General features: G+C 34.8%; 16 protein-coding genes. 9 read left to right on the forward strand and 7 right to left on the reverse strand.

Annotated elements, in window-relative coordinates:
* The 3 genes from CW752_RS07615 to CW752_RS07625 form a co-directional block, all read right to left on the reverse strand.
* A partial coding sequence (locus CW752_RS07615) for an MBL fold metallo-hydrolase (protein WP_185117593.1) occupies positions 1-1,184 on the reverse strand: 1,184 nt, incomplete at its 3' end.
* A gap of 247 nt (positions 1,185-1,431) precedes the next feature.
* The gene (locus tag CW752_RS07620; RefSeq protein ID WP_101239152.1) at positions 1,432-3,036 is read right to left on the reverse strand and encodes an autotransporter assembly complex protein TamA; all 1,605 of its coding nucleotides are present in this window, start codon (positions 3,034-3,036) and stop codon (positions 1,432-1,434) included.
* A gap of 108 nt (positions 3,037-3,144) precedes the next feature.
* On the reverse strand, positions 3,145-3,939 hold the full coding sequence (locus tag CW752_RS07625; protein WP_101239153.1) for an SDR family oxidoreductase: 795 nt from the start codon (positions 3,937-3,939) through the stop codon (positions 3,145-3,147).
* Between the two features lie 232 nt (positions 3,940-4,171).
* Here CW752_RS07625 and CW752_RS07635 point away from each other — a divergent pair, with 232 nt between their 5' ends.
* The 7 genes from CW752_RS07635 to CW752_RS07665 all read left to right on the forward strand — a co-directional run bounded on the left by CW752_RS07635 (position 4,172) and on the right by CW752_RS07665 (position 13,938).
* Positions 4,172-5,512 (forward strand): hypothetical protein, encoded by a 1,341-nt coding sequence (locus tag CW752_RS07635; RefSeq protein WP_133121662.1) that lies wholly within the window; start codon positions 4,172-4,174, stop codon positions 5,510-5,512.
* 14 nt (positions 5,513-5,526) lie between these two features.
* Positions 5,527-6,090, forward strand: a complete 564-nt coding sequence (locus tag CW752_RS07640; protein WP_101239156.1) for a DUF6705 family protein — start codon at positions 5,527-5,529, stop codon at positions 6,088-6,090.
* Positions 6,090-6,659 (forward strand): DUF6705 family protein, encoded by a 570-nt coding sequence (locus CW752_RS07645; RefSeq protein WP_133121663.1) that lies wholly within the window; start codon positions 6,090-6,092, stop codon positions 6,657-6,659. The genes CW752_RS07640 and CW752_RS07645 overlap by 1 nt, the downstream gene beginning before the upstream one ends.
* Positions 6,659-7,225 (forward strand): DUF6705 family protein, encoded by a 567-nt coding sequence (locus CW752_RS07650; RefSeq protein ID WP_101239158.1) that lies wholly within the window; start codon positions 6,659-6,661, stop codon positions 7,223-7,225. The genes CW752_RS07645 and CW752_RS07650 overlap by 1 nt, the downstream gene beginning before the upstream one ends.
* A gap of 309 nt (positions 7,226-7,534) precedes the next feature.
* Positions 7,535-10,423: a SusC/RagA family TonB-linked outer membrane protein gene (locus tag CW752_RS07655; protein WP_101239159.1), complete on the forward strand. Its 2,889-nt coding sequence runs from the start codon at positions 7,535-7,537 to the stop codon at positions 10,421-10,423.
* A gap of 26 nt (positions 10,424-10,449) precedes the next feature.
* Positions 10,450-11,961 (forward strand): RagB/SusD family nutrient uptake outer membrane protein, encoded by a 1,512-nt coding sequence (locus CW752_RS07660; protein WP_101239160.1) that lies wholly within the window; start codon positions 10,450-10,452, stop codon positions 11,959-11,961.
* Between the two features lie 150 nt (positions 11,962-12,111).
* Positions 12,112-13,938, forward strand: coding sequence for an alkaline phosphatase (locus tag CW752_RS07665; protein ID WP_101239161.1), 1,827 nt, complete (start codon positions 12,112-12,114; stop codon positions 13,936-13,938).
* A 92-nt stretch (positions 13,939-14,030) separates the two neighbouring features.
* Here CW752_RS07665 and CW752_RS07670 read toward each other — a convergent pair whose 3' ends face one another.
* From CW752_RS07670 to CW752_RS07685, 4 genes are all read right to left on the reverse strand, one after another.
* Complete coding sequence (locus tag CW752_RS07670) at positions 14,031-15,023, reverse strand: phosphatidylinositol-specific phospholipase C (protein ID WP_228401672.1); 993 nt, start codon at positions 15,021-15,023, stop codon at positions 14,031-14,033.
* 231 nt (positions 15,024-15,254) lie between these two features.
* The gene (locus CW752_RS07675; RefSeq protein ID WP_101239162.1) at positions 15,255-16,475 is read right to left on the reverse strand and encodes a 3-phosphoshikimate 1-carboxyvinyltransferase; all 1,221 of its coding nucleotides are present in this window, start codon (positions 16,473-16,475) and stop codon (positions 15,255-15,257) included.
* A gap of 79 nt (positions 16,476-16,554) precedes the next feature.
* Positions 16,555-16,881 carry a nucleotide pyrophosphohydrolase gene (locus tag CW752_RS07680; RefSeq protein WP_101239163.1) on the reverse strand — a complete coding sequence of 109 codons (327 nt, stop codon included), beginning with the start codon at positions 16,879-16,881 and terminating at the stop codon, positions 16,555-16,557.
* Positions 16,881-18,290 (reverse strand): hypothetical protein, encoded by a 1,410-nt coding sequence (locus CW752_RS07685; RefSeq protein ID WP_101239164.1) that lies wholly within the window; start codon positions 18,288-18,290, stop codon positions 16,881-16,883. Before CW752_RS07685 ends, CW752_RS07680 begins: the two co-directional genes overlap by 1 nt.
* A 185-nt stretch (positions 18,291-18,475) precedes the next feature.
* Here CW752_RS07685 and CW752_RS07690 point away from each other — a divergent pair, with 185 nt between their 5' ends.
* Entirely contained in the window at positions 18,476-18,727 is a 252-nt protein-coding gene (locus tag CW752_RS07690; RefSeq protein ID WP_002976190.1) for a type B 50S ribosomal protein L31, read from the forward strand.
* Positions 18,728-19,680: 953 nt separating this feature from the next.
* A complete protein-coding gene (locus CW752_RS07695) occupies positions 19,681-20,841 on the forward strand; it encodes a GlmU family protein (protein WP_101239165.1) in 1,161 nt (386 codons plus the stop codon).
* The last annotated feature ends 21 nt before the right edge of the window (positions 20,842-20,862 follow it).

Here is a 20,862-nt window from a genome sequence, read left to right on the forward strand (position 1 = left end):
ATTTCATAGAATTCCAATTTTTTCTGTTCATCTTGTAATACCTTTTGATTATTAAAAACGGAGAAATTTACTTTTCCGGTTTTATAGAGAGTATTGTCGGTGTTTGATATCATTTCTATAACAGGTTGCTTCATACTTTCTGCACACACAATGGTTGCACCTTCTTTTACCATTTCAGCAATACCTGCAATATGATCATTATGGAAATGAGAGAGATGAACATATTTAACAGGAATATCTGGTAAAGTGGTATGAATAACTTCTAGTATGGACCTGGCTGTAGCTGAAGATAGTGGAGCTTCGGTAAGAACGATATAGGTTCCCATATTGACAAACAAAACATTTCGATCCCCATCTACATTTTCAATCAGGTAAACGTCTTTAACCAACATTTTTGCTGAGAGTTTTGGAGTTTGTTCCGTTACAGGTTTATAGCCTAAAGGAAAATCGAAAACGTTATTGTCAATTCCCTTATTGTATTTAAATGAAGCCAGTGAATCCGAATAAATAAGGTTTCCATTACGTTCCAGACTGCTTTTTTGAGCAATCATCAATCCATTGGAAGAGGAATAATTATCAAAACGTTGTACCAGAGTATCTTGTCCTTGTATTTTTGAGATTCTTTTTAAAAGAAAAGTGTTTTTATCAAACCTATATTCTTCAGTGCCGGTTGGCGTTTTTCTGGAAATAATGAGATCATTCTCTTCTGTGAGTACAGGCTCATCCTTAATTTCTGTAAGGAGTTGCTTCAGGATGAAATAAGGAAAATTGTTCAACAGAGCATTTTTTCTATTATTAAAAGATGATGAACCGAGATTCAATAGATCTTTTCCGGTTCTGCTGCCAATGCCATCATATACATAATAGGTTGTATCCCGTCCCAATCTGTAAGTGTCAAACAAATAGCCACCAGGATAATGATTTTGGGTGTGATGCAGAAAACGGTTGCCTTTCAGGTCAAAAGATAAATAGAAGGAGTCTTTTTCCGGTAAAGGATTACTAAAATCATATCCCTGCCACTTATCTAAGTTCATCCTTTTTGTTGTATACTCAAAATGGTCTACTTTTTCCCAGTTTCCCAATGCGATCATACTTTTTTGAAGCAACTGAGCAGTACTTTGTGCAAAGCCTCGAATAGAAAGGCTCAGACAGAATCCGATGATCAATAAAAATTTAACTTTCATAATAAGTTTATTTACTGTTTTCCGCATTGTGTCTTATCAAACAAATGTAATTAATTTTTATGGTAAATGTTTGTATTATAGAGTTTTGTGGTATCTTAAATAGTGTTAATTCCGGACTTGGGTAAGAAAATTAAGGATGAAAGGAAGGAAGCCGGAAGTTACTTTCAGTTATAATTACTGAGAGTTAACAATACAATTAGCCCAAAGAATGCTTGATATCTGATGCCCATAAACGCTTTAAGAAACTTTAAAAACGGCTCAGAATTCCCCAGTGGATTTTGATATCATTGAATTTAAAAGGATTTCCAAACTCATTACCATTAGAAATCTGGAAACTCATCAATCCAATCGGGATGAAGAAATTAAATCCGAGCCCCACACTATAGAGTTTGGGCTTTACATTTAAAGATTTATTATTGAGTTGGCCATATTGTCCAAAGATATCAAAGAAGGCCTGATTTCCGATGAGGTACCGGTATTCTAAACTTCCGTAATAATAGAAATCGGCAGCAAGGGAATTTTCATTGAATCCCCGCATGGAATTCCAGCCTCCGAAACGGTATAATTCATTGGCAGAAAACTCTATTTTAGAATCCATCATGGCACCTTCCCCTTTTATATTAAGAAAATGATTCCCCGAAATATGATAGTTATGCTCTCCAAAGAAATAAAACTGGTTTTGGGTAGCCTTGGTATTCCCTTTGGTATAAGTAGTTGTTAAAAAATCATAGCCGGCATTGATTCTGGTTTTGTATAAAAAGAGATCAATATCGGAAGGCTCGGTCATTTCAAACCAAATCCCGATTCCCTTTTTGTTGTAATCTTTTCCTTGTACATACAATGAATCAATAATACTGGATGTTTCCAAGGTTCCCCTGATTCCGATTTTGTTTCGATTGTTAATGTGATAATAGAAAGCAGGAAGGAACTTTACGTTGGCGAAAGTAGAATCCTGTCTGTATATATTCACTTTGGCATTCATCCCGACATTCGATTTGAAAAGGTAGGGAATATCAACCTGTAGGTCAAAATTTTGACCTTTATCCGGGTTTCTCTGCCAATAGAGATTAATTGTTTCAAAACCATTGAACATATTTCTGAAGTTCACATTCATGGTACCATTTAAGGTAAATTTGGATGTCTTATCATTTCCAAAACCGATAACTCCGTCGAAGGTATTGGTCTTTTTCTTTTCCAGGAACAGGTAAATGTTGGTGGAATCTTTCGTGAATAAGGTTTGTGGTTGTCGCTCTAAGGTTAAAAAAGGATGGCTTTGAAAAGTTTTATTGATCGCCAGAAGATTTTTGTCATCGTAATTTTTTCCCTTAAATTCCTTTTCGAGATTTTTCATAAATCTTTTAGGAACCTTTTCATATCCTTTTATCACAAATCCATTGATCGTCCTTTTGTCATTTTTATTGATATCCAATTCTATGACGGGGTAGCCGTTTTTCTGGCCCTTGTATTTGGATTTAATCCTACTGAACGAATATCCGTCATCAATATAACTTTTATTGATGCTTTTCTTCGTCGAATCTAAATTTTTGGTAAAAAAATCTTTTTGAATGTTTAGCTTCTGAACAATAGAGTCGGAAAGGTCTACATAGGTTTGATTGTAATTCTTCCCTTTATCATAAAAGATTTCTGTGCTGTCACCTGTTATTTTTACATCTTTTAACTGAGTGAAGAAGTAATTGTTTTGAGCCAAAGAATCCAAAAATTTTACGGCGGAAATGGAATCTTTTACTTTTTTCTTGACCTTTGTTTCTGTATCAATCAGCCAATATTGTTTTTTCTGCGCTTGTGTAAAAACGCAGAACAGTACAAAAAATATTTTTAAAATTAATTTCAACGTGTCATTCTGAATGTAGTGGAGCGAAATGAAGAATCTCTATAATCTACAATAGATTCTTCACAGCATTTCATTCCGTTCAGAATGACAATGCGCTCTATCAATCAACTAATTTTTATCCAGTTTATTATATTTCTTCATCAAATTCTCATAAGTTCCCTGTGGAAGAATCCACTTCAACGGAACACCGATTTTCTGTCCGAATTTACCAAAATAATAATGAGCTTTCCATTTATTTTTCGCCAAAAGTTTTTCAATGTATTCTGCGACTTCCAAAGGTTCGGTTCCGTCATCTACATGAGCATTCATTAAAGCGTAGACTTTATGAAATACCTTTTTGTAAGGTGCCGAAACCTGAGCAATGACTCTGTTTTCTGCAATATTCGTTTTAATATCCCCCAAATGCAATGAACATACGTCAATATTCCAGGGATAGACTTCATACCTCATCGCTTCTGTTACTTTATCCAAAGCGGATTTTGAAGCAGAATAAAAACCACGGAAAGGGAGACCCATTTCACTTCCGATACTGGATATATTGATGATTTTTCCAAATTTGTTTTGACGCATTGTGGGAAGAACAGCACTCATCATCTGGACAGCACCGGCCAGATTCAGACTGAAAAGTTTTAAAATATCTTCCTTGGTGGAATCTTCCACAGCCCCTACCATTCCCATTCCGGCATTATTGATCAGAACATCAATTCTGGTTTCTGTTTTTAATACTTCAGAAATGGCATTTTGAACAGCCGTATTGTCGGTAACATCTGTTGGAATGGACTGGAAATATTGACTTTCTGTATGTTTTCGGCTTAAACCGTATACTTTATGTCCTTTTTTACCAAAATATTCGGCTAATGCAAATCCGATTCCTGAAGAGGTTCCTGTGATGATAATGGTCATTGAAGGTGAATTTTTAAATTATTCTTATTTTCTTCATCCACCGATGATTGTTCTGTACCCGGTAGCCAAAGTAAAATGTATTTTCAGCAAATGTAAAAAAAGAAAAATGAACTCTGTTATGAATATTACAGCAAAGCATCTATGCTTTAATGAAATTAATCGAGATTTTTTAGAATAATTCATTTTGTTGGGATAAAATATTTATATTTGGCATTCTAAAAACAAAATGCTTATGAAGAAAAAAATAACCTTTTTACTATCCTTATCGATAGTCCTTAGTTTTATTTTACACTCCTGTATTCGAGACGAAGTTTATTCGTCAGCAGATCCTAATTCCAAAGAATATACCTCGAAAAGTCTTTGGAAAGAAGATGAAACGTACATTAAAAATGTAATGAAAGTCTACTTTGAGAATGAAGGGAAAATAAAAAAAATAAATGGTACTATTTATTGGGATTACGCTACTACGGTAGGCACATACAATGAAAGTTTCCTTATGGTACCTGTGGTAGACAATGGCAAGGTAATTTCCGTATTACAGGTTCCAAGAAAAAAAGATACAATTTACTTTTATTTTACGGATTTTAGCAATCATATAGCTTTTTTCCAAACGCTTCTCTTTTCAAAATATGAGAAAAGGGCTTATACAAATGATCGTGCTAATCCTGCGACCAGAGATGTGATATGTACAACAAGCTGGTATTCTGTCTGGATGCCGGATAATGAGCAATTACCTTATCCTGAAACCGGTCCCGGGCATTGGGAAACTTATTCTGTGATAAAATGTGAACAAAGAGACCAAGAACCAGACACTTGCATAGGAGTTGTAGGTCCTAATGGGGAATGTCCGGGAGGAGGAGGTACACCACCGGGTGGCGGTGGCGGATATCCTTATCCTGAAGACCCTAAGCCAATACAAGAGACCAGAACTCCTTGTGGTAAAACAAAAAGGTTATTAGAAAGTCCGAAAACCAAAGCCATTACCGAAGATTTAAAAAATCATATGAACAGTGGTAAAAAAGGTGAAAAGGGATGGCGGGATAATAAAACAGGTGATCCAACACAAGCGGGCAATAATGGGGACCATAGTGTAAACTTTGGCGACCCTTCAACAATGAATGGTGGATATCATAATCATACGGGAACAAAGATTGATATATTTTCTGCTACAGATATTGCTACTTTAATAGAAATTGCAAGATATCAAAGTATAGGAAATATCGGAAACGCTTATGTGGGATTGATGGCTCCTAATGGCATACATTATGTAATATTTTTCAAAGGGAATCATGGAAACTTACCAGCGAATGTATTTGATCCCGACAAAATAGATATTTGGAATTTTTCACAGTTTGTATTGCAACGAGATTTATTGAAGGATCCAAGTTTTTATAGTATAATAAATGGACAAAAAGTTTTAAATAACAAAGGACTTGAACAAGTTTTTTTCAATACACTTGAAAAAATGGGTTTACAAAATAAAATTGCTTTGCAAAAAATAGAAAATAATAATACAGTCTTAACGGTAAACCAAAATTCAGATGGAACTATAACTCCTGTTCCATGTAATTAATAAAGAAAAATATTATGAAACAACTTATTTATATACTGCTTACTTTCTTTGCTTTATCTTGCAAAGGTCAACAAATACTTCCTTTGAATACTTCTGCTTTTAGTTCTCCAAACAATTCATATTTTAAAGATATAAATAATGAACTAAATCCATATGTAGGTAACTGGAAAGCTAATTTTCAAGGAAAACTAATTCTATTAAAAATAACCAAAGAATTAAAAGTTCCTTTTGAAATATGGAATAAGAATAATTTTAAAGACCGATTATTAGTAAGGTATGAAATAAAAGATAGTAACGGAATTGTTTTGGAAAGTTCATTGAATAATGATTTTAATAGCAAAATTAAACTTTTAATTGAAGGTTCTGACATAGAAAATAATTCAATAAGATTAATTTTTGCTGGAGGAAATTGCAGCGTTGGAATAGGTGAAATTGTATTAAAAAAAATAGATGACACTCAGTTTTATTGGAGCTATTATCCTGGGACTACAACCAGAAATGATATTACGTGCTCTCCTAATCTAGATTATAAAATCTACCTTCCAGAGACTGAAAACTTAGTATTTACAAAACAGTAGTGAAAAATAGCTTAATCATATTGGCCGTATTTGTTATGTTTTCTTGTAAATCACAAGAATATCCAATCAATACGATGCCTATGAATCTTCCTAATGATTCATATATAAAAGATTATAATAATGAATTAGATTCTTTTATAGGGGTTTTTAAAACACTTTATAATGGCAAAGAAATCACACTGGATATTTCAAAAAAAATAAAGAAAAAATTTACAAGAAATAGTTCTACCGTATCTTATTATTACAAAGATGCATTAGTTATAAGGTTTTTAATAAAAGGTTCATTTGGAAATGTCCTTCAAACAACTTTAAATAGTTTAGATGATGAGAAACATTTTATTTCTAATACAATAGTTCTCACTCCTCAAAATATAGTTAAATTTTACTATACGGGAGCAGATTGTGGTATCGGTTGGGGGAATATTGAAATTAAAAAACTAAATAATGTTCAAATATCATGGTCATATTATCCCAATAGTACTACTTTAGATAACATAAATTGTCCTAATCCGATTGATACAAAAGTTTACCTTCCAGAGACTGAAAATTTAGTATTTACAAAACAATAGTGAAAAGTAGACTAGTTATATTAGGGGTATTTGCTGTATTTTCTTGTAAAGCACAGCAGATATTTCCTTTAAACACATTTCCAGAAAAAATTCCTGTAGGTTCTTATATAAAAGATTTAAATAATGAACTTAATCCATTTGTTGGTATATGGATAGGTCACTATAATGGAAAATCAGTTAAATTAGAGATTGTAAAACAAGAACATAGATCTTTTAGATTGCCCAATCTTCTTGATGTATATTATCAAGATGCACTAATTGTCAAATTTGAAGTAAAAGATTCTAACAATAACCTTCTACAAAGTAATTCAACTACGCAACATGAGTATGATAAAAATTTTATTGCTAGTATGTACTTAAAGAATGATACAGTAAATTTATATTATACAGGAACAAATTGTGGTGTAGGTTGGGGCACAATTAATTTAAAAAAACTGAGTGATAATCAAATTTCTTGGTCTTATTATCCTAATAGTACAACTATAACAACAGTTAATTGTTCTGGAAATCCTGATATGAAAATTTATTTACCAGACACTGAAAACTTAGTATTTACAAAACAGTAGAAACAATACAATTAATTATACATAACCTCCAGTTGGAGGTTATTTGTTTTATACAAGTACTGTACATTCTTACCTTATTGTCTCCAATTGATGATAAAATTAAAATAAAATTAATCTCAATAGTATTCAGAATACGACTAGAATGATTACTTTATTTGTTTATATTATTGATAAACAGTTGGTTAATTTTGTGGTATGATAAGCATTCATTGGAAAATGCTAAAATTTATTAATGAAAATATAAGAAAACGTTAATGATCTGGGAGATAGGACTGATCTAATTTTGCATCTAATTAAATTAAGGATGTCATGAATGTATTTAAAATCCCAGTCTCAGTAACTTATCTCACAGGCCGGGTACTACTTATTGGTGCAATTTCAGCTTCACCGATGTTCCTCTCCCAGAAAAAAGACAGTTTAAAAGAAAAGGTATTGGATGAGGTTGTCGTTGTAGGATATGGAACTCAGAAAAAAAGTAAGGTATCAGGTGCGGTTTCTGAAGCTTCACTGGACAAACTTACTTCCAGATCATTATCAGGAGTAGGGGAAGTACTTCAAGGCAAAGCTCCCGGAGTCACTGTAGTCAACGAAGGAGGGGATCCCAATGGTTCACCTAAAGTAAATATCCGAGGATTAGGCGGTATTAATGGGGAGACTCCTCTCTATGTTGTGGACGGAGTTGTTTTTAACGGTACTCCATCTATCAATCCTAATGATATCCAGGATATCTCCGTTCTTAAAGATGCATCAGCCGCGATTTATGGAGCAAGATCATCAGGAGGGGTTATTTTGATTACCACAAAAAAGGGAAAAAAAGGAAATCTTTCAGTAGACTTTGATGTTAAATACGGTGTAAATCAGGCATGGAGACTGAAAGAGTCTTTAAATGCTGCCGAATTTCAGGACGTCATGTATAAAGCTTATGAAAATGCAGGTAAGCTAAATAGTTTGCCCACTGCTTTTAATCCCAATTTATATCCGGACGGAAGAATTACGAGGACAGACTGGATGAAAGAAATTTTTCGAACAGGAACCATCCAGGAATATAATATGAACGTTAGTGGTGGGAATGAAAAATCCCGATATTTTGTAGGGATGAATCATAGAAACCTGGAAGGAATTTTATTAAATACACAGGCTAAAAGATATAATTTCAGAGTTAATTCTGAACATAAGGTGAAAGATTGGTTGACCATTGGAGAGAATATGTATTATAATTACTCTGATGGAAATACAGCCGATACCAAAAGTGGATATACAGGAGCTGTAGTGGCTGCGATGTATTATCCGCCCAATGTCCCGGTTTATACGCCAACAGGAGCGTTTTCCGGATTGCCTATTGATGTTGCCGGAGGTTATGGAGATATGATCAATCCTGTAGCCTATCTTAAAAGAATCAGTCTCAAAAATCCGACTCATGAAATCCTGGTGAATCCATATGTTGAGGTGACATTAGCAAAAGATTTAAAATTCCGATCAAATTTTTCACAAACCTTTAAAATTGGAAATATTAAAAATTTCACCTACAGAGTTCTGGAAGTAGGAAAGATTTTTGATACGAACAATTTGGAATATCAATCTAACAATTCATCCACATCGCTTGCAGAGCAACTCCTTACTTATAAAATAGTAACAGGAAAGCATAACTTCGATTTCTTAGGAGGATTTACATTCCAGAAAACTATTGATGATGGATTTATAGCAAAATCCTTTGATTTCAGAAGTGAAGCAGAAGCTTTCCAATATCTTCAGAACGCTGCGGATACGAATAAAGAGGTTTCCAGTTATAGATACAAACAGGCTTTGGTTTCTTATCTGGCAAGAGTAAATTATGACTATGCCGGAAAATATATTGTGAGTGTACTGGGAAGGCGTGATGGTTCTTCATTAGTTGCGAAACAAAATCGTTTTGCTAACTATTATGCCCTTTCCGGAGCATGGATGGTATCGAAAGAGAATTTTATGCAGAATATTTCCTGGCTTTCGAGTTTAAAGTTAAGGGGAAGTTATGGTATTCTGGGGAACCTTGGAGGAATTTCTCCACAAGCCGTTAATCCGTTAATGACCCGTGATAATAATGTCATCTTTGGACAGGATCCTTCTCAGAATATTGCTTATTATGCGACGACTCGCCCTAACCCAAATTTGAAATGGGGAAAATCTGAACAGACAAACTTCGGACTTGACGCCGCATTCCTGCACAATAGCCTTTCTTTACAATTCGATTATTTCGTGAAGAACTCCAAAGACCAAATCTTCAATGTAAGCTTACCAAGTACTGCAACCTACAATAACCAATATGTGAATGCAGGTTTATTTCAGGATAAAGGATATGAATTGGGAATCAATTACAATAGCAAAGGAACAGGGGATTTTACGTATTCAATAGGGGCGACTTTTAGTCAACTAAAAAATACGGTGAAGCAATTGGCTGATGTAGATGAAATTTTTATCAATGATAACGGAGTGAGAGGGGTGCTGAAACCTACCCGTGTAAAAATAGGAGATCCACTTTATTCTTACTATGGTTATAGAACGGGGGGGATTTTCCAGTCTCAGGAAGAAATCAATAATTACAGAGATGCAAATGGCACTCTTATACAACCTAATGCAAAACCGGGAGACATCAAATTCCTGAAAAAAGAAGGAAATACAGGTGTCCTTAGTAATAGCGACTTTGTAAATCTTGGAAGTCCATATCCTAAGTTTTCATATGGGTTTTCTTATAATATGACCTGGAAAAACTTTGATTTGAATGTATTTTTCCAAGGAGTTTATGGAAATAAGATTTTTAACGGACTGAAGTTTATCTCATTAAATCCCGGAGGAACAGGACAGAATTATAATATGGATAGAGATATTCTTAATGCCTGGACACCGCAAAATACCAATGCAGATATTCCAAGACTGGCATACGGAGATCCTAGTGGTAATTATTCCAAAGTATCAGATTTCTATGTGGAAGACGGGTCTTATTTAAGATTGAAAAACCTTACCATCGGATATTCGTTACCCAAAGAGCTTTATCGCAAACTTGATGTGAATAAAGTAAGAGTCTATGTGACAACCAATAATCTGTTTACTATTACAAAATATACAGGTTTCGATCCTGAAGTTGGGATGAATTCTTATGGAGTGGATACCGGTAGATATCCGCAAGCCCGTTCATTCATTTTCGGTGTAGAAGTCGGGTTATAATTTTTTAACAATCAAAAAAATAAAAAATGAAAATTTTTAATAAAATATTTTTAGTATCGGGAATCTCTGTCATGCTATTATCATGTACGGGGGAGCTGGACGTTCAACCGGAAGGGACACCTACTGAAGCAAGTTTCTGGAAAACGGAAAATGATCTGATCACCGGAGCCAATGCGATGTATAAACCACTTTCTGATAGTGAATTTTATGGAAGAGGCTTTTTCTGGTTTATTAATGCCAGTGACGATATGGTGACGGGAAGAGGAAAAAGTGAGGCCGATAATGTAAAAAATTTCAGCAGTAATTATATTGCTGCAGGAGATCTGGAAACCCAATGGAATAAAAGATATAATGTAATTGGAGTGGCAAACCGCGTAATCCGTAATATTGATAACATTCAAACTTCTACAACCATTAAAAATAAGTATTTAGGTGAAGCCTTGTTTATGAGTAGCAGAATGTACTTTGAACTGGCTTATAACTATGGTAATGAAAAAGCAGGAATTCCTATTATTGATCGTTCCAAAGAACCGGATCCTAATCCTATTCCTAGAGCAGCCAATGTTATGGAAAACTACAACTACATTGTTAATGATTTAAAGAGAGCTGCAGAACTATTACCAAGCCAGGCAGAGCTTCCTGCAAAAGATTACGGAAGACCACATAAAGCTGCAGCATGGGCCCTTCTGGCAAAAGTTTATTTGTTTATGAAGGATTGGAAAAATGCAGAGTTTTGGGCGAACGAAGTAATGACAAAAGGAAATAGAAACTTATTGAGCAATTACGCTGATGTTTTCAAGGCAGAGAATAATTATAGTACAGAATATATCTGGTCTATACCAAGTACCCCTAAATTTAACTCCATAGGAAGTATTCTTCCGGGGGTTATGTTAGAAAATAAAGGCTGGGGAGAATATAATGGTTGGGGATATTTCCAACCTACAAAGGAATTATATGATGAGTATGAGGCGGGAGATCTCAGAAGAAGTGCAACAATTCTGAAATTAGGAGATCAATTTACTTTTAACGGAACACAAAGAACATATACATCTATTAACTCTCAGACAGGATACCAGTTCAATAAATATATGGATGCTTTTAAATATCCACTGAAGAGTGGACACGTGAGTGGCAACGGAGATTATCCGTGTACTGACCTTGCCGTTCCAATTATGCGTTATGCTGAGGTTATTCTAATCAAAGCAGAAGCTATGTTGATGCAGGGTAAACCTGCTGATCAGGAAATCAATATGATAAGAACCCGCGCAGGTTTAGCTCCGAAAACAGGATGTACTATGGTTGATCTGAAACATGAGAGACGTTGTGAACTGGCAGGTGAATGGGCAGACAGACACAGAGATCTTGTACGTTGGGGGGATGCCCAGGCTGCGTATGCAAAACCTCTGCATCATATGGATGGGCAGACTGTTGTGTGGGCTGCAAGAAACTTCAATCCGGCAATACATAATGTTTGGGCAGTTCCACAGGCTGAAATTGTAAACAGTCACGGGATCATTAAGCAAAATGAAGGTTGGTAAAATTGTAATTTTATATATTATCTACTATATCATCGTGGGAGTTTCTGCGGTGATATAGTTTTTTCACAGGTATTATGAAATGTCCATTACGAATTTTGGTATGCAAAGATGGTGTTTCATTCAACCTGAATAAACAATAAAAATTGACGAATGAAACTATCAAAAATATTGGCCTTGTTGGCCTTAGCCGTTTTTTCTGAAAATCAGGCTCAGAATTATTTAAAATATAGTGTTGGGAATGCTCATTCACATAATGATTATATGCAGGAAATTCCCTTTTGGCAGGCTTATTATGCACAGTTTGGTTCTATTGAGGCTGACGTTTTTCTGGTAAAAGGTAAATTATGGGTAGCTCACACAGAGAAGGAGCTGTCGGCAGATCGTACTTTAGAAAATCTTTATCTTGATAATATTTCAAAACAAATTAAGCTGAACAAAGGAAATATTTATCCGGATGCCAATAAAAAACTGCAATTGTTGATTGATGTTAAACAGGACTATAAAACAACGTTGGCAGCACTGGTTAATACATTGAAAAAATATCCTGAGATTACAGGAAATCCAGGAATTAAAATTGTAATTACCGGAGGGCGGCCGCAACCGAATGATTTTAAAAACTATCCGAACTATCTTCATTTCGATGGAGATCTTGAGAAAAATTATACAGTCGATCAGTTAAAAAGAATAGGCATGTTCAGTGCAGACCTTCCGGGACTTGTACAGTGGAACGGGAAAGGAATTCCAAGGGATGAAGAAACCGACAAAATAAAAAAAGCAGTTGAAAAAGCACATGCCCAACAGAAACCGATGCGCTTTTATGGGGCTCCTGATTTTCCTAATGCATGGGTGAATTTTATGGATTTGGGAGTGGATTATATCAATACAGATCATATTCCTGACCTTAAAAAATTCATGAACACGATTCCAAAAAACTTTTATAAAAATACAAAAGAGTACACAACATATACTCCTACTTATAAAACTGATGGCATCAGCAAAAAAGTAAAAAATGTAATTCTTCTGATTCCGGATGGAACTTCTTTGCCACAATATTATGCTGCGTTTACAGCCAATAAAGGAAAGTTGAATGTATTCAATATGAAATCTACAGGGTTGTCTAAGACTAATTCATCCAATGCTTACATTACAGATTCTGCTCCGGGTTCTACTGCATTTGCTACCGGAGTAAAAACCAAAAATACATTCGTAGGTGTTGACGGAATGGGAAAAGCTTTAGCCCAGATTCCGGATATTATCGCTGATAAAGGAATGGTTTCAGGACTAATTTCCACAGGAGATGTTACCGATGCTACGCCTGCAGACTTTTATGCACATTCGGATAACAGAAATAGCTCGGAACCTATTTTGAAAGCCTTTGCTGCTTCCAAAACGAAAATCCTGATTGGAGGGCCTACCAATGGTTTGACACCAGAAAACGAACAAAAGCTTAAAGAAGCTAAAATAAATATATATCATGATCTGAAATCAGTAGGTAAAATAAACAACCGTACACTCGTTATTGATCCTTTAGCTTCTCAAAGGATAACCAATGGAAGAGGAAATTGGCTGGCAGATGCTTTTGATCTTACTTTAAATGACCTGAAATCCAATAAAAAAGGATTTTTTATGATGATTGAAGCTTCACAAACAGATGGAGGCGGGCATAGCAATAATATAGAACAGTTGGTAACCGAATTACTGGATTTCGACTATGTCGTTGGAAAAGCAATGAAATTTGCGGATGAAAATAAAGAAACCTTAGTGATTGTAGTGGGAGACCATGAAACGGGTGGATTAACTCTTTTAGACGGAAGTCTTAAAGAAGGTTGGGTATTCGGAAATTTCAGTACGAATGACCATACCTCAATTCCTTCCAGCGTATTCGCTTATGGTCCGAATTCTAAAGAGTTTACAGGATTATTTGAAAATACGGAAATCTTCAATAAGATTTTAGCTGCTTACGGTATGCAGAAGTAATAAACCGGTTTAATTTTGATTTTTTTATATAAGAAATGTAGCTCTTCAAAATGAAGAGCTACATTTTATTTTTATTTGGAGTGAATATTAAACTAGAAATTGGTTTTCACAATGTCTGAAGATAATTCCTGATCAATAAAATCAGTAGGTATTATACCATATGATCCTTTTGTATTGTTTTGAAAGAATGATCTGAGGTCAAGATTAATTTGGTTGGAAACAGCAGGAATGTTTGGAATAAAAAACCATGTTTTATATCCACTTGTAAAGTTGATAAAAAGTTTATCACCTCCATTGTCTTTTGTTTCGTTGAGCACATTAAGGATTTGATTCCATTTAACACTGGTATCAGAAACTTTATAATTATCCTGCACTTTCAAACGAGCTTCAGGGTTATTGATTTCAAATGTAGTGTTGTCTCCCCATGAGGTAGCATCAATACCTTTTGCTGTTGTCGCTGGAAATCTTCTTAACAATCTGATTTTCCCCCTGATATCTCCCAATTTAGGAATGTTATTTCCTAAGTCCCATTTAGTAGGATTTTTTTGTACATAATAATCGAAAGTTTCTTCAAAACTTCTGGTTGTATTGGTCGAACTATATTCTTCTTTTACAGACATAATGATTGTTTCTGTAGGATGACTGTCCAGGAATTCATAACAAGCTTTTAAGACATCATCAAAAGTTAGTTCCTGATAAATAGGACCGTGATGAATCATAAAAGAATCATAATAATGTCTATTACGGATATCCAGAAAGCGAACACCGGCGTTAAGTTGTTCAGCAATGGTCAGGTTTTGGGTTTTTGCAGTTCCACTACCGGATGGTATTTCTATTCTCGCTCCAGAATCATGGGTTCCGGGGATAGAAATTTTTGAGAGAGATATATTGTCTTGCAGACCAGACATCCAGCTGCTCATGTCAGTTGGAACCACTGTGGTAATTCTGGATGCTTTTTGGACTGAATTTGAAAGAGTATCTGTGGAATCTCTCTCATCCATACTTTGTGAGCAAGAAAGAAATAGACTTGCAGCTGCAAGACCAATTGTGAAGACTTTTACATGTCTCATGGTGTGTTTGAACATCGTTATATTATTTGTGATTTAACATAATAAATATAATAATATTTCAAACAATTAGGAATTAATTTAATGTTAAAAATAAATTAAGTTATAATAGGGAAAATAGTGAAAAAATAAAATCAACCTTAGAACTAAGAATTTTGAAATGATTCAGCAAGCTTAAAATTATTATTCAAATGCAGTAATTTGAAATTATTTTTCATTTTCAATTTACCGCATTCTCAAATTTTCAAATTAATTCGTCATCACTTCGGAAAGATCTTCCCAGAACATTGGATAAGATTTCTCAACAACATCTTCTTCTTCAATATTAAGTTCCCTAATCAGGCAGAATGGGGCAAAACTCATGGCCATTCTGTGATCTTGGTAAGTTTTAATGGAAATATGATCTTCCGGTTCTCCAAAGCTGAGTGATTTGATCGTTAGATCTGTGATTTCCGTTTCTGTACCTAATTTTTTTAATTCATTGTACAATGCCAGAAGTCTGTCGGTTTCCTTTACTCTTAACGTACCCAGTCCCGAAATTTCAAAAGGAATTTTTAAAGCTGCTGCCGTTACACAAAGAGTTTGTGCAATATCCGGGCAATTGTTCATATCCAGAATGATTTTTTCCGGGAAAGAAAAATCAGGTTGAGGTTCTAAAGTGATTTTATGTTCATCCTCAGAAAAAGTTGTTTTGATCCCGAAGAAGTCTTCATAAATTTTGGCAATGGCAGAATCTCCCTGAGTAGAATCTTTATAAAAACTTTTCAAATGAATGGTTTCTCTTCCCAAGGCACAAATCGAGTAAAAATATGAAGCCGAGCTCCAATCGCTCTCTACCTCATAGTTAATCGCTGATGAATGAGTATTGATAAAAGGTTCTACCCTTATTGTATTGCCTTCAAAACTACTTTGAATACCAAATTTTGTTAAAATATCCAGTGTCATTTCAATATAAGACCTGGAGGTAATTTTCCCTACAAGATGTATCTGCAGTCCATTATCAAGTTTTCCGGCAATCAGAAGGAGTGAGGTGATAAACTGGCTCGAAATGTTAGCCGGTACATTTACTTCGGTCTGCGTTATTTTTTTTCCGGTAATTTTTAAAGGAGGAAATCCTTCATTTTCAAGATATTCAATCTCGACACCAAGATCTCTCAGTGCATTGACCAGGTTCTGAATAGGTCTTTCTTTCATCCTTTTAGATCCGGTAAGAACAGTTGTCTTTCCTTCAAAAATGGAATAATAGGAAGTAAGGAAACGCATGGCAGTTCCCGCATGATGAATGTCTACAATATCTGTATTCTCGGATAAAGCTTTTTTTAATAATTGCGTATCCTGGGAATTAGACAAGTTGCCAATTTTTATGTTGTTGAACAAACTTTCCAAAATCAATAAACGATTCGAAATACTTTTCGAACCGCTGATCTGTACTGTTTTATTTCCTATTAATTTTGATTTTTCTAACTTCATTATTGCTTCATATTTCAAAATCCGGGTATCAGATTTTAGACATTCAGAGCCTGTTGTCTGAAATCTGACATCTGGAATCTTATTTTAATTTTTCATTGTTCTGATGACGGTCTTTGTCGCGATCAGTTTTTATCTTCATTTTTTTATCAAAGGCTTCCTGTAGATTTACTCCCGTTTGATTGGCCAAACACAAGGTTACAAAGAGTACATCTGCCAGTTCCTCTCCAAGATCTTTGTTTTTATCACTTTCCTTTTCACTTTGTTCGCCATATCTTCTGGCGATGATTCTGGCTACTTCACCGACTTCTTCCGTCAGCATGGCCATATTGGTCAGTTCATTAAAATATCGTACGCCGATGGTTTTGATCCATTCATCGACCTGTTGTTGTAGATGAGTAATTTCCATTATTGATAAGCTCCAAGAGTAGGATTAGTCGTTCTGGATACATTCACAATATCAAAAGGAACACCGGCTGCTATGGAAGTATTTCCTTTATTTTTTGCAGGAGAAGCAGGTTTAACCCTTAAATTCATTTTGGCCATGAAATAATTCATAAACTGAGGATCCTCATTTTTAATACTTTGTATCACGTAATTGGCGTTGTCAAAAGCAAATCCCGCTTCTGAGGTGCCGGAATATTTTATTAAACAGTTTTGAATCAGAAACTCAAATTGTTGTCCCGGAGTAGGTTCAATGTGAATAGAGTTTTCCCTGTCAGAATAAACAATACTGTTTTTAATACTAAGTTGTTGCAATGCTCCCTGCTCTGTTTGACCCGAATCATTTTTCCATTCATTGGTGGCAAAAATTCCTTTTCTGTCATTGGAGGTCATGGTTTTAGAATAATTGGCAATCGTAGCATGAGTGTAACTATGATTTCCTCCTTTGAAAATTCCTATACATGATAAGCCACAATTATTCATTACCAGGTTATTGGCGTTCACTGTAGAACCTATAGCATAAATGCCATATTCAAAAAATGTATGAATAAATGAATTGGTAATGGTTGCATTCGTTTGTTTCATTTCAAGTCCTCGGGTACCTCCAAAAAGCCTTGCATGATTTATATTAAGAGTAGAATTGGCTTCCATTCTGATAGAATTCCAGTTTTTAGGAAGTGTATCATGGTCCAGATCATTTCTGTCTCCGCGAAGAATGACCTGTTTGTCCAGAGTTCCACTAATGTTGAGGGCAGCTCCCGAAGAGACTTTCATTCCGCTGTTTTTATGGAAATATACTTTTGTACCTTCCTTTATATCTAATGTAATATTAGGATTAATGGTAAGATCACCGTATATAATTTTAGCTTTATTATTTGTCCAGGTCGTAGAAGCTGAAATAATATTAGGATTGGTAGGCGTTTGAATGAAAAACTCCGCATCCTGTACTACCGAAAATAAGGTAACATATTGTTGTCCGCCAGGGCTTGTGAAAACAACTCTGTCTTCGGCAATCGCTTCTGGTCCTGTAGCCTCCGGAGCAATTTCAACAAAAATATAAAGACTGTCTTTTTTTCTTAGAGGAACATTATTAAAATCATATCCGGGTTTTCCGTCCACGTTGATTCTATATAATGATGAAGCCCCTTTTTCAAGATTGATTTTTGGAATCAAAATATCTTTATTCTCCTTATTATATACTTTTAGAACATAAGTTTCTGAGCGTACCTGATGATATACCGTGTCACAAAATACAGTATCGGCTGAAAATCGCAACTGCTGAGAAGGAGCATCAAAGGTAATATCATCCTTATTACATGATACTGCTGCAAGGAGCGCCCAAAACGAAAAAGCCAGTAATAATTTGAATTTCATCGAAATTAAGGTTTAAGTAAGTTCCAAATTTAACGAAAATACTTTGAATTTCTTATCAATAAAAAAATATTGAATTCAGTATTTGGAAATTAGAAAAAATGTTGTACTTTTGCAACCTAAAATTAGCAGAGAAATATCCATTACTATTTCGAAAGCAAACTTTAATTTTTTTAAAAATAAGTATTATGAAAAACGGAATTCACCCAGAAAATTATAGACTTGTTGTTTTCAAAGATATGAGTAACGACGAGGTGTTTCTTTGTAAGTCTACTGCAGAAACAAAAGATACTATCGAGTACGAAGGACAAGAGTATCCACTAATCAAAATGGAAATCTCTTCAACTTCTCACCCTTTCTACACTGGTAAAGTGAAACTAGTTGACACTGCAGGTAGAGTTGATAAGTTCATGAACAAATACAAAAAATTCGCTAAGTAATTTTTTGATATGTAAAAATATTGAAGCCTTCCAATCTTTGGGAGGCTTTTTTATTGGATGAAATTAATTTTTAGAAGCTTTTCCCGCTATTCACTTATACTATTCCCGGATCAGGTGCAAAACTTGGGGGCTGGGTAAAAAATTAGTTAATCTGAAGAAAAAAAATGAATTATCTTTTTACTCCTCTAAGCTTTATATTGAAATTTAATTTCAACGCAAAGACAAGACTCAATTCATTATTGATAAGGGAGTTAAGAAAGCGAAAAAAGTCGCTGATGAAGCGATGTAGATATGCGTACGCTAAGAAAAAAGCAATTGTATTGATTCAGCCTTTGCTTCCTAAAATACAACACCGGATAATAGAAATCCTTTGCGTTACATTTTAAAATTAAACAGATCTAAATATTCTAAGCCCCACAACTTTTGCGCTTGATCCCTATTCCCGAATCCAGTGTAGTGTCTTTCCACTCTCAAGCCTATCCACCCGCCAACGCCGGGATAACCAATCCTATTGAATTAATGATGATTAATCAGTAATTGAATCATTGTAATTTGTGTTGTCTGCTGTCTTTTGTCATCCCGGTAGGGATCTCAACAATTAAAAGACTATGTATACTGGGAATTCTTTCCTTACACTTTCATCTAAATCACAGAATTATATAATACAGCCTAGATCCCTACCGGGATGACAAATTGCGGGTTACACTAAAAATATTCATGAAAACAATAAACAGAATCGGTGGTACAATGATAAATGTATATTAAGAAGGTAAATAGTGTCAGAGTACTATTATAGGAACAGTAAATCTTGAATCTTCCATTCCTGTCTATTATCTATCCGTCTATTATCTTTTTTGTCTTCCATTCCAACTTCCCACATCTTTTTGTATTTTTGTTTTAGATAGAAATCAAAAACTAAAAAGACCTGTTTCTAACCTTATAACTTCTAAAAAATGCAATTAGTATTTTCAGACGCACAATATTGGGAAGACTTTCTTCCGCTTACTTTTACTCGTCCTGTTGCCGCAATGCGATGTGGAATTCTTACATTCTCGGAAAGATGGCAAAAAATTCTCGAGAATACCGAAGTTTCTTACTTTACAGAGATGTATCTTCAGGAAAAATTTAAAAGCCCGGAAGATAAAGAAAGCCTCTTTTTAGTTCCTAACTTCTTACCCACAGAAACTGTAATTCAGCAGATCAAAGACCTTAAACAGGGAGAAGCTTTGGTGTATGAAGATGAGCTTGTCGCGGCGAAAATCAATATGAAAGGGTTTTCTCTTCATCAGATTGAAAAAATGACGGACATTAAAGAAGAACTCATTTTCTTTAAAGAACCGGCTGACCTGTTTACCTATAACCATCATGCCATTGATTTTGATTTTGACCTGCTTACCCATGGAAGAACTTCACAGGAGCTATCTTCTACCAACGGTTTCTTAGGAGATAAAAAAGATCTGTTTATTGAAGAAGGGGCCCAAATTGAATTCTCTACGTTGAATACCAAAACCGGAAAGATCTATATCGGTAAAAATGCTGAAGTGATGGAAGGTTGCCATCTTCGTGGTCCTATAACGTTGGGAGAGGATTCTAAATTTAATTTAGGTTCCAAAATCTATGGTGCCACTACCATCGGTCCACAGTGTAAAGTTGGAGGAGAAGTCAATAATATTATTATTTTCGGATACACAAGCAAAGGTCATGAAGGGTTTGTAGGAAATTCTGTGATCGGAGAGTGGTGTAACTTTGGTGCCGATACGAATTCTTCAAACCTTAAAAATAATTACAGCCATGTTAAACTTTGGAATTACAGAACCAAAGCTTTTGAAGATACGGGATTACAATTTGCAGGTTTGATTATGGGAGACCATTCTAAAACGGCGATCAATACCCAACTGAATACAGGAACAGTAATTGGAGTAGCATCCAATATCTTCAAACCGGGTTTTCCACCCAATCTTGTGGAAAACTTTTCATGGGGTGGCCTGAAAGATGATGAAAGGTTTAGATTAGATAAAGTTTATGAAGTAGCAGAAAGAGCAATGGCCAGAAGAAAAGTTCCTTTAACAGCGGAGGACAAGGCTATTCTAAAGCATATCTTTGATACATATTAATTTAAAAATAAAAAAAACTTC

Origin of the sequence: Chryseobacterium sp. PMSZPI, assembly GCF_002835665.1 — a bacterium.
Taxonomy (GTDB): Bacteria; Bacteroidota; Bacteroidia; order Flavobacteriales; family Weeksellaceae; genus Chryseobacterium.

Coding starts and splice junctions, on each gene's coding strand:
- CW752_RS07625 (WP_101239153.1), bottom strand. CDS start 3,939: ATGACCATTATCATCACAGGAACCTCTTCAGGAATCGGATTTGCATTA.
- CW752_RS07635 (WP_133121662.1), top strand. CDS start 4,172: ATGAAGAAAAAAATAACCTTTTTACTATCCTTATCGATAGTCCTTAGT.
- CW752_RS07640 (WP_101239156.1), top strand. CDS start 5,527: ATGAAACAACTTATTTATATACTGCTTACTTTCTTTGCTTTATCTTGC.
- CW752_RS07655 (WP_101239159.1), top strand. CDS start 7,535: ATGAATGTATTTAAAATCCCAGTCTCAGTAACTTATCTCACAGGCCGG.
- CW752_RS07660 (WP_101239160.1), top strand. CDS start 10,450: ATGAAAATTTTTAATAAAATATTTTTAGTATCGGGAATCTCTGTCATG.
- CW752_RS07665 (WP_101239161.1), top strand. CDS start 12,112: ATGAAACTATCAAAAATATTGGCCTTGTTGGCCTTAGCCGTTTTTTCT.
- CW752_RS07670 (WP_228401672.1), bottom strand. CDS start 15,023: ATGTTCAAACACACCATGAGACATGTAAAAGTCTTCACAATTGGTCTT.
- CW752_RS07675 (WP_101239162.1), bottom strand. CDS start 16,475: ATGAAGTTAGAAAAATCAAAATTAATAGGAAATAAAACAGTACAGATC.
- CW752_RS07680 (WP_101239163.1), bottom strand. CDS start 16,881: ATGGAAATTACTCATCTACAACAACAGGTCGATGAATGGATCAAAACC.
- CW752_RS07685 (WP_101239164.1), bottom strand. CDS start 18,290: ATGAAATTCAAATTATTACTGGCTTTTTCGTTTTGGGCGCTCCTTGCA.
- CW752_RS07690 (WP_002976190.1), top strand. CDS start 18,476: ATGAAAAACGGAATTCACCCAGAAAATTATAGACTTGTTGTTTTCAAA.
- CW752_RS07695 (WP_101239165.1), top strand. CDS start 19,681: ATGCAATTAGTATTTTCAGACGCACAATATTGGGAAGACTTTCTTCCG.